We start from the raw sequence: 15,976 nt of genomic DNA, 5'->3' as shown, positions 1-15,976 counted from the left end.
TTGTTTGAAAATCAGAATGGTAGAATCTGTTCGACTACTTGCATATTGTGTTGTATAATTATTCTTGATTGATATTATTTATGAATAAGTTGGTCATATTGAGCTAGTCTTGTATCTATTTATTCGTTTAAAAATCTGTGTTCAAGAGAACTCTTACGACAAAACTAGTTGTCGGTCTAATCCTATTTTATACAGAGTGATTGTTTAACAAATGATTCCCATTTCCACATTTTATTAAAAGACTTCTCCCTAGTTTTATTATAATAGTGATCCTCTATAGTATAGTATTTTGAAAATTATTTTTTCGGAATTTTCGTTTAATAGAGAAACGTAATAATTTTTTTTTGCTTTTTCTATGGATAAAATTGAAAAAACCATTTTTCATTGTTATTCTAAAGAGAAATAAATAATTCTTAATTCTAAATGGAGTAATTCTTTTTACTAATAAGTTCGCTATTGGAACTTCAAATTCAATGAGATTATATATATTTTTGTGTCTATTCTGCTTGATCAAATTTCGAATAAGTGATTCAAAAGAAGCAATATCATTTTTGTCTGTTATTTTCTCTTCTTTCCATATCAATGCACTGATCTTTTTTTCTTCTTCGGTAATTGATCCTAAAATATTTTTTACCAATTCTAATTGTGATTCACCAAAAAACTTTTGTTGTTCTTTTTTGTTTCTTTGAGTTATCTGTTGCTTATGGACCCTATAGAAAAGAAGTACTTCTGGAAGGTTCGCGATACTTACATCAAGAGAAGCTCTACTCCACAGATTATAGTCTTGAGACGACTTAAATCTCGTGTTATAATGTAGATTCCTATCTATCAAAATTGATTTACGTATCATTACTGTTGGGTGTGCAATACAACATTTAAAGAATAGTTTGGCTTTAATAGCTTTAGGTTCTGTTACATTAAGCCAATAACGCGATGAGTCTCCAAATTTTTTAATCTGTGTTCCTAGAATACCGATATCCTTGTTCTGTTCCATATATTGGAATTGTTGTGCGAGCCTAGTAGGAAAAGAGATATCATCAGCATCCATTCTTGCAATATAACGTCCGTTTGATGCCTTAATTGCAATATTCATACTATGAGCAAGTCCAATATTTTCTTTATTTTCAATGAGTATAATGCGACTATCATTTATTCTTGAGAGATACTTTTTTATTTCATAGTTGTGAGGGTCATCAAGAACTATAATAAATTCAATTTTGTCGAATGTTTGATTTAAGATAGATTTAACTGCTTCTGAAACTTGATTATAATTTTCATCATATATTGACATTAAGACTGAAACCTCAATGCTACTACAATTACTTTCTTTATCGATACTATTGTAATCCACTTTATTGTTGTAAGTCACCATTTATACTTTAATTGTTATGTATAATATTGGTGCTCTACAAAAGTTGCTTGTTAAGGTCAGAGTTTTCATAAAAATTACACTATTAATATTACACTATAAATATTACTTAATTTTGTTGGTGAATTTAATTTATAAGACATTATACCTAATTAATATATAATGTAAAGAGTATTTTCTATTGATGAACATAAATATTAGCAATTAATTTTTGCTTTACAAATATAATATTATAGAATACAGTGTTATATATAATCAAGTTAAGTAAATATGATTTGTATTTACTTTTTGTAAAGTCGTTCTAAACCTTGCTTAAGATCTATCTTGCAGGTCCAACTAGGCAAAATAGTACCACCATAGTATGGTTCCATAACCTCTCTTCTACGATAGGATCGTTTTCCCCAATTAATTAGAACTTTTTTATTGGAACATTCTTCATATATTTGAATTAATTCTTTTAATGAATAATCCTTATTACCTCGAATGACATATTCTGAGTAATTGCATCTGATAGTGTCCAAATGTATAAGAGCTTGTTTATACGCAGAACAAATATCTTCGATATGAACAAAGAATAATCTTTGTTCTCCCTCAGACATATCTAGTTCTCTGTTCTCTTCTGCGAATTGATTAAGTAGGTTAATAAGTTTTCCTCTAGTGTCATTTTCTCCATAACTATCGAATAATATAAGGTCAATGGCAGAAAAATATTCTGCCTCGACATAGTATTTTAAAATATTACTAAAGCTTTGTTTGGTTGCTGCATATAAAGAAACAGGGTTATACGACTCTTTATGAAAATACTGCCAAGAGGTACCAGTATTAATTATCTTTTTTACATTGCATAGTCGCATTGCTTCTAGTAAGTGTGTACCAAAGAGTATATTACTTTGTATCAGATTGTCTACATCTGTTTCCTTATGTTCAGCAATAAAAAGAGACGCCAGGTGAACAACATAATCAACTTTATTCTCATTTAGACCATCCTTAAGACTTTTTATCGTACCATCGTAGTATATGTAGGATATGTCTTCTTTTATATCCTCAATATTCTTTAATGAGGAGTTCTCTCGAATAGTTATAGTTACTTGGTGATCTAAGCTATTAAAATAACGTGCTAGGTTTGAGCCTACAAAACCAGTTGCTCCAGTGATCAGGATTCTCATAGAAATGGGGATTTGAATTTAGTGAAAGGTTGGAACTTCAAATCTCTTTCTGATATTATTGGTTTCGTAATACCATTCCAATCATAGCCAAAAGAGTTATACAATATACCATTATCAGATTCTGGAGCATACACAGTCGAAACGTTATAAACAGTTATAGTGCCATCTTCTAACGACATAAAACCATGAGCAAGTCCCTTGGGTATATATAAAGAGTATCGGTTCCGGTCGTTTAACTCGAATATTTCGTACTGACTGAAAGTGTTAGAATCAGATCTTAAGTCTAAAACGACATCTATGATCGCCCCTTTAGCAACATAAACAAGCTTCTCATGATCATGAGGTGGATTTTGGAAGTGCATTCCTCTTATTGTACCTTTATGTGATATAGAAAAGTATGACTCTTTCCATTCCACATTCAATGAATTGTTAGAAAAATCATCCCTATTAAAAGTCTTAACGAAAGCGCCTCTATTGTCTTCAGCTTGGAAGTTTTCAATCAAGAGAAGACCATCAATACTCGTTTTATTTAGTTTCATTGAAATAATAGTTTATCTGTTCTGTACAAAGACTAAATGGGTCTTCATGACGATACCTTTTATACCAATCAATGGTCATTTGTATGGTTTGATCAATATCTAGACATGGTTTCCAACCCAATAGAAAATACGTTTTTGATATATCTAAGGCTAGTAATTTTGCTTCATGAGGCTGTTGACTGTCTGAAATATCTACTACTTCCCCTTTCCCGAAACAATGGACAACCTTTGATGCGATATCCCAAACAGGAACTACAGACTGTAAGTTTGGCCCAAAATTCCATGCACCACTATATTTTTGAGGATTGCCCCACATCTTATACGCTAAAAGAAGGTAGCCAGATAAAGGCTCTAAAACATGTTCCCATGGACGAATAGATTTAGGCGATCGAATCTCAATAGGTTTGCCATTCTCTATCGCATTTACACAATCTGGTATAATTCGATCTTTTGCCCAATCACCTCCTCCGATAACATTCCCAGCTCTTACACTAGAGATAGACTTTTGGTTGGGATTATCGAAGAAAGACCTTCGCCAAGACTGAATGGCAATTTCACAAGCTCCTTTAGATGCAGAATATGGATCATGACCTCCCATTGGATCATTTTCTCGATATCCCCAGAAATGTTCTCTATTTTCATAACACTTGTCCGTTGTAACAAGCACAGAAACTCGCACACTATTAGATGAACGGATTGCTTCCATTACATGAATAGTTCCCATTACATTAACATCAAAAGTGTCGACAGGAGAAGTATAAGAGTCTCGAACCAAGGCTTGTGCTGCTAGATGAAAGACAATCTCTGGTTGGTATTTTTCGAAAGTCGTATTTAGCAAATTAATATCTCGGACATCTCCTCTAATATCGATCATTTTTGACTTAAGTCCGGATAAATTAAAAATACATTTTTCATCTACCGGATCTAAGCTATATCCAACCACTTTGGCACCTAGATTTATTAGAACAATGGATAACCATGCACCTTTGAAACCCGTATGGCCAGTTACCAAAACGGTTTTACCCTTATAGAAATCTTCACAAAATGAATTTATCATAGATTACCATTTTTTCCAAGGAGCAACTCCTTTGTCCCACAACTCATTTAATTCGATATTATCTCTTAAAATATCCATTGGCTTCCAAAAACCATCGTGTTTGTATGCACTCATTTTTCCATCTTTCGCGATATTTTCAAGGGGAGCACGTTCAAAAATCACATCATCTCCTTCTCCTATATAATCAAAGACTTCAGGCTCACAAACAAAGTATCCTGCATTTATCCAGCTACTATCTCCCTGTGGTTTCTCTTGGAAGTTACAGACATTTCCTTCCTCATCTATATCCAATGCCCCAAACTTGCCCTGTGGTTTATAGGAAGTGACAGTAAGAATTTTACGATGTTGTCTGTGAAAACGTATTACCTCTTCAATATTAACGTCTGAAACTCCATCACCATAAGTTAAGCAGAAAGGTTCATTCCCTATATACTCTTTAACTTTACGAATTCGTGCACCAGTCATCGCATGAAGCCCCGTATCTATCAAAGTCACTTTCCAATCTTCGGCTTCGGTGTTATGCACTTTCATGCTATTATTGGCCAAATCAAAAGTTACATCCGAATTGTGTAAGTAATAGTTGGCAAACCACTCTTTAATGACATACCCTTTATAACCACAGCACACAATAAACTCATTGATACCATGAAAAGAGTATGATTTCATGATATGCCAAATGATCGGCTTTCCTCCAATCTCCACCATTGGTTTTGGGATGAGATGGGTCGACTCACTAAGACGAGTACCGAACCCACCAGCTAAAATAACTGCTTTCATATATATTGATCGTTAGATTAACTCTCTATCTTGAAAGAAACGTTTAAAAGAGTCTTTCATATGGTTCATACGTTGCGAGTCTATACCAGGATAAACCCCAATAAATATACCATTACGCATGACGTAATCTGTATTCTTTAGTTCCCCAACTATTCTATAATTAACCTCTTTATAAGCAGGTTGTCGCGTTAAATTTCCAGCGAATAGTTGTCTTGTAAGGATTTTATCATCCTCTAAATGCTCTACTAGATCTAGGCGATTAAAATGATCATTCTCTTTTATTGAGAACATAAAACCAAACCAACTAGGATCAGACTTTGGAGTTGCTACAGGTAGAATAAGATAATCGGTATATTTAGATAACTCCTCTTTTAATATTTCAAAGTTTTGTTTGCGTGATTCAATAAATGAAGGCAATTTATCAAGTTGGGCAACACCAATAGAAGCCTGCATATCAGACACCTTTAGATTATAACCAATATGGCTGTACACATATTTATGATCATAGCCCTGGGGAAGGGTTCCAAACTGAAAATCAAATCGATGACCACAGGTGTTGTCCGTCCCAGGTCCACAGAAGCAGTCTCTTCCCCAATCTCTAAAAGAGAGAACGTTACGGTGTAACATACCACTATTGGTAAGAACAGCACCTCCTTCTCCCATCGTAATATGGTGCGCAGGATAGAAGCTAACAGTTGCCAAGTCACCAAAAGTACCAACCATCTTGCCATTATAGGTAGATCCGACGGCATCACAACAGTCTTCAATAAGGAATAGATTGTTCTTTCTACAGAACTTACTAACAGTATCTAAATCAAAAGGGTTTCCTAATGTGTGAGCAAGCATAACCGCCTTTGTCTTATCGGATAAAGCTTGATCTAACAAAGTAGTATCAATATTACAAGTTTCTACATCAATATCAACAAAGACAGGAATAAGACCATATTGAACAATAGGATTTACAGTAGTAGGAAATCCTGCTGCAACGGTAATCACCTCATCTCCGGGCATCAAGCGCTTTGATTTTAGTTTAGGAGAAGTAAGAGCAGAAAAAGCTACAAGGTTTGCACTCGAACCAGAATTTACTAGTGCACAGTACTTTTGTTTCATCCATAATGCAAAACGTTTTTCGAACTCATCAGCATACCTTCCTGCTGTCAACCAAAAGTCTAAAGATGAATCAACCAAATGAACCATCTCTTTTTCATCATAAACACGCCCCGCAAAACTTACTTGGGTCTTCCCAGGAACAAAATTATTGCGATTCTTGTGGACTTCATTGTAATATTCTTCAACTTTTTGAAGTATCTCTTCTCTTAATTTAGACTCTTTGCTCAATGTCATAAATTTAATATCCTCAATTAAAGTATAGGGACTCTATTTTTGATAAAAATACATATAATTTAAGACCTTTCACAATAAGAAAAAAATATCAAAGACAGAGAATCCAAACTTCTATGTATAATATTACACTATATCTAGGTTCTTAATTAACAATTTAGAACCTAGATAATAAACAACAACTGATAATATACGATACCAGAATGTTTATTGCCACACTAATCAATTTTTATGGACAGAATATACTAAGGAATAAAAAGATTGTCATAGATTTTAGATTAGGTTTTACATAAACTGATGTCATCAATTTAAGAAAGCAGTATGGATAAACTTGTTTAGATTTAACAAAAGTGAAATAACCTCTTTGTTGTTTAAATTACCATTGTCAATCTTTTTTTACCATCTTAGAAACAATGCGAGAACAACTTTTTTTGTCAACTTCCCCCCAAAAAATCTTTGCTATATCTGGGCTAACAAATTCTATTTTATCATAATCTTCTAGAAGGACAGTAAGCTCTTTAAATGAATGTACCACACTTCCTGAAATAGATTCATAATAAGGGATGATCGGAGACTGTTCATTCTGTAAATACTCTGAATAGTCAAAAGGAAAAAGAATCGCCTTTTTATTTTTCTGTATTATGAAATCATAATATATAGATGAATAGTCTGTGATAATACAACTAAAAAGATCTAAATATTCATAGAGATCTGTTTTCCTATCTAAGAATAATAAATTAGAAAAGTCTTTCTGTGCTAGTTCTTCAATTCCTGGTGTGTTGAAATGCAATTTAATACAGAAAAAGTCATTGTTCTTTTTGCATACTTCATTTAACAAATCTAGATCATAAAAAATTTCAGAGAAAAAGTTTTTATTTGTTGATCGCCATGTTGGAACGTATAAATAAGTATGTCTATACTTTTTAATTATTTCCCTATTCGACAGTATCTTAGTTGATAGTTTATTGTTAAATTTCTCTGGTGAAAGTAGGTATTCACATCTAGGATATCCATAATTTAATAGTTGATTATCTTCTAAACGAAATGCATCTTTAAAAACATTAGTAGAGATATATTCAGAAGAAGATAACATATAATCAGGCTTTACATAGTGAGGATAATACATTATTTTACTCTTTAATGAACCATTAAATATATGAGCTATAGGTCCATCTTTTAGATTAAATTCAATTCTTTTGACACCAATACCATGCCATAAGTTAACCTTGGTTGAGCCAATTATTAATATCCACCAAAAATCTCTGATATAATTACTGTAGAATACTTTATCTGCAATTAATTGAGAGAGTATCCCTTGACAACTATATTTATGATATGCTTTGTAACCTTTTTCTTTTAAAATTTTTAATTCATCTCTATTTTTAGCAATCCAAATAGCATTAATTGATTTGTGATTGTTAATGATGTATAAATAAAGGTATTTTGAATTATCACAAAAAGTTCCTCCACTACCAAATAACCAAATATTTTCTTTTTTTGGAATGTAAGAATAAACCTTAGATAATAAGATTCGTGATGCTTTTTTAAAGAGTTTAAATAATGCCATTTATCTATCTAGTTTTACATCAATGACTTGTCCTGACATTTTTGACATAATACATCCTAATGTGATAGTTGCTACTTTATTAGCAGACAACAAACTATCAGGGTCCTCATTGCCAAAATTAAGTTTCCTCATTGGGGTTGCAGTTCTCTCTGGATTAATTGAATTAACTCTTATTTTATGATCAGCCCACTCTTCAGCTAAAGCTTGCATTAAATTGACATTCGCACATTTTGTTGATGAATAAACGGAATATAATTTTCGCCCAAGAGTGTAACTGCTTGAAGTAAAAAGAAGTAGTACTCCTTTGGATTGTTTTAAAAATTTGAATGATGATTTTGCGATATTTAATGCTCCTATCAAATTTACATCTACAATCTCTTTCATATCTTCTATAGCCATTTCACTAATAGGAATTCTTCTTAAAAGTGCAGCACAATTAATCACTGCATCAATTCTTCCCTCCTTATTAAATACCTCTTCAAGTGATCTTTCTACAGCATCAAAGTTCTTTATATTTACTCCATTAGATTTTCTGCTAAATTGATAAGTGATTGCTCCATGTTCTTTAGCTTCTTTAACTATTTCAGCACCAATTCCATAACTTCCACCAAAAACACATATAACTTTACCTTTAAGATCTTTTAGATCAGATACATCTATTCCAGTAATGGACTTTAACTGAAAAAGTTTATCCAAAAGAAACAAATCTTCTTTGTATGTTAATTTATGGTTTGAAATTGATCCGGAAACCACTGCGATCTTCTCATTCGGAAGATATTTATTAACGATACCACAATCATCAGTGGCAATAAATTTTGGGTCTTTTAATCCTATTTCATATGCCTCTCTAATTGTAGAGCACTTGAATCCTTGAGGTGTTTGCCCTTTTCTTAGTTTATTTCGATTAGGAATGTTAGATATGAATTTTTCATTGTCCACTTCCACAATCGTATCGCTACATGGTATCACAACATCGACTGCATTATAATTGTCGAGGGCAGCAATAACGTCGTTTATTATTTGTGAATTTAGTAAAGGTCTTACTGCATCATGAAAAATAAGGTTTGAATCTTCATTTTCACATGCATTAATCGCTGCAAGAGAAGAGTCTGATCTTTCTTTTCCACCAATTAAAATTTTATTAACCTTTTTAAAGCCCCCCATACATAGTATGCTCTCAATATTATCAACAAATTGTTTGTTGGATACAATAAAGATTGAGTCAATAGATTCATGTTTCTCAAATACTCCTAATGTATGCTCTAATACTGTTTTTCCTGCAAGCTTCATTAATTGCTTTGGTAAACCAGAATTCATTCTATTCCCTATACCACCAGCTAGTATCACCGCAATATTCTGCCTCATTTATATATATAAGTTTATTAATACAGATATCTCCTCCATATAAATCATGAACTTCCACCAGACCAAATATTATTTGATAGAAGTGTAAATATTAATATCGACATCCTTCCCTTTCAAATAATATCATATCTGATACATATGCATTATTTATGGCTATAAAATTAATTAATATTTTCGTTCTTGCATTCAGGTCAACAAAAATCAATATCATTTCTTGATTTCAATTGACAAATGAAGCTATTCTTTTAAAATTTAAATTCACGATCTAGAATAGAGTTGTTTTCGCATTTGTGATTTTTTCAATCTTAACGTCGTACCATTTGAGCATCTGTGTCATCTTCAAATGCTATAGATCTGATCTTTCTACAAAATAGACAGCCATCAACTTGAACCATTTATTAAGAGCCTTCATTTTTTAGTATTCCCATAATATAAATTTATTAGTTTTGTGCTACAGGGTTTAACCTGATATCCGTATGAATATACCATATCTATACATCAAATTGTTTTTTATATATGATTTGAATGAAGATTATTATTGTATATATCATATGAATTTACCATTTTAGATACAAATTATATGAATATGACAGATAATAGTGTAACATGCTTAACGACAGATGCTTTAATAGACAAAGAAGGGCAAATTGAAATATCTGTGCTCATGGCTGTTTATAATGAAGAGATTTGTTACATTCAAGAGGCTGTTGATTCAATATTAAATCAAACTTTTTCCTCTTTTGAATTTATTATTGTAAATGATAATCCTTTAAATCTAGAAATAAAAGAATTCGTATGTGAAATTAATGATCCACGTGTTCGCATTATCGAAAACTCTAAAAATTTAGGTCTTGCTCAAAGTTTAAATGTAGGAATAGAAATTGCAAGAGGACGTTATATTGCTAGAATGGATGCTGACGACATCTCTTTCCCTACTCGATTGGAGAAACAGTACCATTATTTGGAGCAAAATAAACAGATTGATATTCTTGGAACCCAACTTAAGAAATTTGGCGAGTCTAATAGGTTTTGGATTAATTTGATTGAACCCGAAGAGATTAATGCAAAATTATTTTTTAAGTGTTGTTTAGCTCATCCAACTGTAATGATTCGTCTTAGTATATTTAAGGAATACGATCTTTTTTATGATGCAACGGATAGAGCTTCTGAAGATTATAATTTATGGTGTAGAGCTTTTCGTTATGTAAATATGGTAAACTTGCCTGAAGTATTGCTTTATTATCGAGTTCATAAACAACAGGTAACTCAAGTTAAAAGTAAAATGCAACAAGACTGTTTTGCAAAGTCGCATTTGATCTTGCTAAATAATATTCTCGACTCTATGTCAGCCAAAGAGATTGAACTGAGTCGTTATATATGGCAGAAAGGATCTATTTATGATGTGAACGATATTGGTCTTTTTGAAAACCTTATTCGCCGTATAATTAAAAATAACAGAGAAAAAAAGATATATAACCCTCTAGAATTTGAGGCTCCTCTTGTTATGATATTAATCAATCGTATCAAAGCTTTAAGTCTTACAAGTTATTTGCTATTAGCTGAAGTATTATTCAAAAATGGAATTATTAAGATTTTAAGAAGAAAATGGCGAAAAAGATCTCTTGTGTCTAAAATTAAAAAAAAATTTAATAACATACATTAAGTCTACATGTTATCGAACCACAAATTTGTATTAAGATTCTATATGTAGTAGAACTTTACATTACTTAAAAGGTTCTATAAACATGTCTTATACAGATATATTGTAATGATTAACTCTAGTTTATAATTCAAGATTAATGTGCTGAATAAAACTACACACTATCAGTTCCATCTTTTAAAGAATGACTCTTTCTTTTGCATAATAAAACTTTCATGATCGATTAATAAGAGATTGTCATGGTGTTATTATATGAAAAATATGTATTTCTTCCTGTGAACTGTTTTATGAGATATTTTCTTCTGTTGTGATTGTTATGTCTATTTGAATATATCTATTGTTCGTTTGCTAATTAATTCATTTATTAGTGCATTCATAAAAATACATGAGAGAGCAATTCATGGTAATGTTTTACTAAGAAAATGTATTGACTTTTCATAAAAACATATTTCTAAATGATTAAGAAAGTCCCGTTTTGTAAGGTTGTATGTGATGGTAATGAGTTGAAATACATTACAGAAGTTATCGAAAGTGGTTGGTTAACTACCGCTTCTAAAACTACCGAGTTTGAAAAATTATTTTCTAAGTATGTTGAATCTAAATATGCTTGTGCGGTAAACTCTTGTACTGCTGCTTTACACTTAGGGTTAGAAGCTCTCGGTGTACAAAGGGGAGATAAGGTATTTGTTCCTTCCTTAACTTTTACAGCCTCAGCTGAAGTAATCCGATATTTAGGTGCAGACCCTGTATTTCTAGATGTTGATTATGATACAAAGCTTATTACTCCTGAGATTCTAAAGCAAGCTGTTGAAGAAAATCCTGATATTAAACATTTAATATTGGTTCATTATGGTGGACACCCTGCAGATCTTATTCGAGAAAAGGGGGATGGAATACTTGATATCTGTCGAGCAAATAATATAAAAATCATAGAAGATGCAGCTCATGCTTTTCCTGCAAAGATTGGAGACAAGTTTGTGGGCAATATTGGAGATGTTACATGTTTTAGTTTTTATGCCAATAAAACGATTACTTCAGGTGAAGGAGGGATGTTAACAACCAATAATGAGGATATCTACAAGAGAGTTAAAACGATGAGACTACATGGAATTAATAGAGATGTGTGGGACCGTTTTACTTCTGATAAACCTTCTTGGGAATATGATGTAGTTGCTCCCGGCTTCAAATATAATATGCCCGATGTTACTGCTGCTATTGGACTGGCCCAATTAGAAAGGGCAGAAGATCTTCGTTTGGGAAGACAGAAGGCTGTTGAACTATACTATAAACATCTCTCTGGTTTGGATATGGTGGATCTCTCTAAGAACACAGTTCCGTTCGAAGATCATGCATGGCACTTATTTACTATTGTGCTAAACGAAAAAAGTAAGATAGGAAGGAACAAATTTATTGAAAAATTGTCTGAAAAAGGGATTGGTACATCTGTACATTACAAACCAGTTCACCTTATGACATATTACAAAGAAAAATACGGAGTTCAATCAGCCCTTTCTAATACGGAAAAGATCTGGAATGGAACTGTAACACTACCACTCTTCCCATCAATGACAGAGGAGGAGGTAATCTATGTCTGTGACACAATAAAAGAGATTCTTAAATAATAATAGATATGTAATTACAAGGGGGGGAGGAGCTTTTAGTTTCTCTCTTTTTTAATTTCTAACTTGAACGAATCAAATGTATTCTGAATTAGTATCTATATTGATCTAATATTTACGTTTTGATAAACAGTATTTATCGATTTTTTAAATTCAAGTCAAGAGTCTAGCAATAGTTTTATAACTCCAACATACTAGCCCTTTGTATTAATAAAACAAGGATACAATTAGTGCAAGTAATGAAATATAAATATACTTTCAGTGAGGTGTCACAAACAAGTGAGTCGTCAATGACTACTTGATAGTGTTGCATTATAAGACAAAAAAAGAGGTTGTCTCCCATGGGAAACAACCTCTTTAATATATTAGGTGACGAGAATTATCCGTTCAAAGAGTTACGAACCATTCCTGTTACGTTCACACCTTTAGCCTCTTGAGCTAGGTATTGTGAAACAGTCATTTTTCCATCTTTAACGAAAGTTTGCTCGATAAGAGTGTTCTCTTTGAACCACTTATTAAGTGCTCCTTGAGCAATCTTCTCTAGCATATTCTCTGGCTTACCTTCTTGGCGGAATTTCTCCATTGCGATACGCAATTCGTTCTCAACAGTTTCAGCTGCTACAGCCTCTTTATTGATTGCGATAGGAGACATTGCAGCTGCTTGCATTGCAACATCTCTTCCTACTTGCTCTTCAACAGCACCGTCGAAAGAAATCATTGTAGAAAGTTTGTTACCTGCGTGGATGTATGTAGCAACATAAGTCGCTTCGATACTTTGGTAGAAAGAAAGATCTAGTTTCTCTCCAACGATACCAGTTTGCTCTGCTACAAACTCACCAACAGTTGTATTGTCGATAGCAAGTGCTTTCAACGCTTCAAGATCTGCCACTTTGTTTTCAATCGCTGCGTCTAAAATTTTAGTAGCAAGAGCTACGAAGCTCTCGTTTTTCGCTACGAAATCAGTTTCACAGTTTAGAACAAGCATTGCTCCAAATGATTTGTCAGCAGAAGTTTTAGTAATACAAACTCCTTCAGTTGCTTCACGATCAGCACGCTTGTTTGCGATAGCTTTACCACGCTTACGAATGATTTCAACTGCTTTGTCGTAATCACCTTCAGCTTCAGACAAAGCTTTCTTACAATCCATCATACCAGCGCCTGTTGCTTTACGCAACTTCATTACATCTTTTGCATTTACAGACATGGGTCAGAAATTATTAGGTTGAAAATTATTTATCTTCTTTAGCTGCCTCTTTTTTAGGAGCTTCTTTTTCTTTTGTATCCTTCTCACGCTCTACTTTGCGCTCAGTCAAACCTTCTTTAATAGCGTCAGCCATGATAGAAAGAATAAGCTCGATAGATTGAGAAGCATCATCGTTTGCAGGGATTACAAAGTCAATTCCTTCTGGATTTGAGTTTGTGTCAACCATACCGAAAACAGGGATACCAAGACGTTTCGCTTCACGTACAGCGATCTTCTCTTTCATCACGTCTACAACAAACAATGCTGCTGGAAGACGAGACAAGTCTGAGATAGAACCCAATACTTTTTCAAGTTTCGCACGTTGACGAGTGATTTGAAGTTTCTCACGCTTAGACAAGTTTGACCAGCTGCTTTCATCCTTCATCATCTTATCGATAGAAGTCATCTTCTTCACTGCCTTACGGATAGTAGGGAAGTTTGTAAGCATACCACCAGCCCAACGCTCAGCGATATAAGGCATGTTGATCTCACTAATCTTTTCTGCAACGATAGTTTTCGCTTGTTTCTTTGTAGCTACGAAAAGAATTTTACGTCCAGACTTCGCAATTTGCTTAAGAGCAGCAGCTGATTCGTCGATTTTAACTACAGTCTTCTGAAGATCGATAATATGAATACCGTTTTTCTCCATGAAGATATATGGAGCCATGTTTGGGTTCCATTTTCTTTTAAGGTGACCAAAGTGTACACCTGCTTCTAGCAATTGCTTGAAATCAGTTCTAGGCATAATAATAAATGTTTACTTTCTGTTTAAGCAACCTCAAAGTAGTTCCAAACAGGAAATCTTCGAGGTTTAGATACTAAACAAAAATTCTTTTTAATAAAAATGATATTAACGCTTCGAGAATTGGAATTGTTTACGTGCTTTTGGTTGACCTGGTTTCTTACGCTCAACTTGACGTGGGTCACGAGTCATGAATCCAGCTTGACGTAGGTCAGATTTAACTGCCTCGTCGATCATTACCAATGCACGAGAAATACCAAGACGAGCAGCTTCTGCTTGTCCTTTGAATCCACCACCATCAAGGTTGATGTTGATATCATACTTCTCAGCTACTTCAAGAAGAAGTAAAGGTTGTTTTACGATATACTGAAGTATATCTGAAGGGAAATAAGTTGCGATGTCACGCTTGTTAACCGTGATTTTTCCAGCACCTTCTTTCACGTAAACACGTGCAACTGCTGCTTTTCTTCTACCTAATGCGTTTATAGTCTCCATACTCCTTATTTAATGTCATCTAGGTTAATAACTTTAGGTTGTTGAGCCTCTTGGTTATGCTCACCACCTACATAAACTTTTAGGTTTGTATAGATCTTACGACCTAGACGGTTTTTAGGTAACATACCTTTTACCGCTTTTTCGATCAAACGCTCTGGGTATTTTGCAAGAATGTCTTCTGCAGTCATTGAACGCTGTCCTCCTGGATATCCAGTGTGACGAAGATATTCTTTCTTAGTCAATTTGTTTCCAGTCAAACGAATCTTCTCTGCGTTGATTACGATTACGTTGTCTCCACAATCAACATGAGGAGTAAATGATGGTTTGTTTTTTCCACGCAAAATCTTTGCAACTTTACTGGAAAGACGCCCTAGTGTTTGGTCTGTAGCATCTACAACAACCCACTCTTTTGTTACCGTAGCGTTATTCGCTGATACGGTTTTGTAGCTTAAAGTATCCACTTGCTTCTTTTTAATTTAAATAATTATAAAAATTAACAATTACGTTTTGTCTTTAAAACTCATCATCTTCGGATATACATAATTTGAAATGGTTGATGCTAACAACCACACTCCTAAGCATATTCAAGACTACAGTTCACAAGTAAGGATGGTAATTGAGCCGCAAAGATAATTCTTTTTTGCTGTATTTCAATATGAAAGAGATTTATTTCTGGCTCTTTCAGTATATTTCACCTCTTTGTTATTTATGTTTTCTACAAAATACGTGAGTCTTTATATCTTGTATTCATCCTAGTATCTGATTTGCGGAATTACACGAATTAAATATTACATGAAATGTTGCCTTGTTGTTCTTAAAATGGCTGGATATCATTCATTTAGTATAATGATATTGATATTTAGCTCCTCTCTTTCATTTTATATCTTCATGTTTGAGCCTGCTTTCCTTTACCCTTCGTTTACCCTTCGTTTACCCTTCGTTTACTCTAGAAGTAACCAAAGGGTATCTAAAGGGTATCTAAAGGGTATCTAAGAGTACCTCTTTATTCGAGTTATGTCGATCTCTTTTAGCAACG

General features: G+C 33.3%; 14 protein-coding genes. 2 read left to right on the top strand and 12 right to left on the bottom strand.

The features are described from left to right. Positions 1-274 precede the first annotated feature (274 nt). The 8 genes from K4L44_15135 to K4L44_15100 all read right to left on the bottom strand — a co-directional run bounded on the left by K4L44_15135 (position 275) and on the right by K4L44_15100 (position 9,181). Entirely contained in the window at positions 275-1,372 is a 1,098-nt protein-coding gene (locus tag K4L44_15135) for a glycosyltransferase (protein QZE13862.1), read from the bottom strand. A gap of 278 nt (positions 1,373-1,650) precedes the next feature. After that, on the bottom strand, positions 1,651-2,535 hold the full coding sequence (locus K4L44_15130) for an NAD-dependent epimerase/dehydratase family protein (GenBank protein ID QZE13861.1): 885 nt from the start codon (positions 2,533-2,535) through the stop codon (positions 1,651-1,653). Then, the gene (locus K4L44_15125; GenBank protein QZE13860.1) at positions 2,532-3,074 is read right to left on the bottom strand and encodes a dTDP-4-dehydrorhamnose 3,5-epimerase family protein; all 543 of its coding nucleotides are present in this window, start codon (positions 3,072-3,074) and stop codon (positions 2,532-2,534) included. Before K4L44_15125 ends, K4L44_15130 begins: the two co-directional genes overlap by 4 nt. Continuing rightward, entirely contained in the window at positions 3,061-4,131 is a 1,071-nt protein-coding gene (rfbG, locus tag K4L44_15120; GenBank protein QZE13859.1) for a CDP-glucose 4,6-dehydratase, read from the bottom strand. The genes K4L44_15125 and rfbG overlap by 14 nt, the downstream gene beginning before the upstream one ends. A 3-nt stretch (positions 4,132-4,134) precedes the next feature. After that, entirely contained in the window at positions 4,135-4,908 is a 774-nt protein-coding gene (gene rfbF / locus K4L44_15115) for a glucose-1-phosphate cytidylyltransferase (GenBank protein QZE13858.1), read from the bottom strand. Positions 4,909-4,920: 12 nt separating this feature from the next. Beyond that, positions 4,921-6,270: a lipopolysaccharide biosynthesis protein RfbH gene (rfbH, locus tag K4L44_15110; GenBank protein ID QZE16019.1), complete on the bottom strand. Its 1,350-nt coding sequence runs from the start codon at positions 6,268-6,270 to the stop codon at positions 4,921-4,923. Positions 6,271-6,634: 364 nt separating this feature from the next. Further along, positions 6,635-7,816 carry a CDP-glycerol glycerophosphotransferase family protein gene (locus K4L44_15105; GenBank protein ID QZE13857.1) on the bottom strand — a complete coding sequence of 394 codons (1,182 nt, stop codon included), beginning with the start codon at positions 7,814-7,816 and terminating at the stop codon, positions 6,635-6,637. Then, a complete protein-coding gene (locus K4L44_15100) occupies positions 7,817-9,181 on the bottom strand; it encodes a bifunctional cytidylyltransferase/SDR family oxidoreductase (protein ID QZE13856.1) in 1,365 nt (454 codons plus the stop codon). It abuts the gene before it with no gap. Between the two features lie 586 nt (positions 9,182-9,767). On the opposite strand from K4L44_15100, the gene K4L44_15095 reads away from it, so the two are divergent. Further along, entirely contained in the window at positions 9,768-10,844 is a 1,077-nt protein-coding gene (locus tag K4L44_15095; protein QZE13855.1) for a glycosyltransferase, read from the top strand. Positions 10,845-11,296: 452 nt separating this feature from the next. Continuing rightward, positions 11,297-12,463: a DegT/DnrJ/EryC1/StrS family aminotransferase gene (locus tag K4L44_15090; GenBank protein QZE13854.1), complete on the top strand. Its 1,167-nt coding sequence runs from the start codon at positions 11,297-11,299 to the stop codon at positions 12,461-12,463. 376 nt (positions 12,464-12,839) lie between these two features. Here the strand turns inward: K4L44_15090 and tsf are convergent, their stop codons facing one another. The 4 genes from tsf to rplM form a co-directional block, all read right to left on the bottom strand. Beyond that, the gene (gene tsf / locus K4L44_15085; GenBank protein ID QZE13853.1) at positions 12,840-13,664 is read right to left on the bottom strand and encodes a translation elongation factor Ts; all 825 of its coding nucleotides are present in this window, start codon (positions 13,662-13,664) and stop codon (positions 12,840-12,842) included. Between the two features lie 25 nt (positions 13,665-13,689). Further along, positions 13,690-14,448, bottom strand: a complete 759-nt coding sequence (rpsB, locus tag K4L44_15080) for a 30S ribosomal protein S2 (GenBank protein ID QZE13852.1) — start codon at positions 14,446-14,448, stop codon at positions 13,690-13,692. 105 nt (positions 14,449-14,553) lie between these two features. Continuing rightward, positions 14,554-14,940 carry a 30S ribosomal protein S9 gene (gene rpsI, locus K4L44_15075; protein ID QZE13851.1) on the bottom strand — a complete coding sequence of 129 codons (387 nt, stop codon included), beginning with the start codon at positions 14,938-14,940 and terminating at the stop codon, positions 14,554-14,556. A 5-nt stretch (positions 14,941-14,945) separates the two neighbouring features. Next, entirely contained in the window at positions 14,946-15,401 is a 456-nt protein-coding gene (gene rplM / locus K4L44_15070; GenBank protein QZE13850.1) for a 50S ribosomal protein L13, read from the bottom strand. Between the last annotated feature and the right edge of the window lie 575 nt (positions 15,402-15,976).

It is taken from the genome of Prolixibacteraceae bacterium (assembly GCA_019720755.1).
GTDB lineage: Bacteria > Bacteroidota > Bacteroidia > Bacteroidales > Prolixibacteraceae > Halosquirtibacter > Halosquirtibacter laminarini.
The sequence above is the reverse complement of the archived record's forward strand: the minus strand, read 5'-3'. Positions and strand labels throughout refer to the sequence as shown.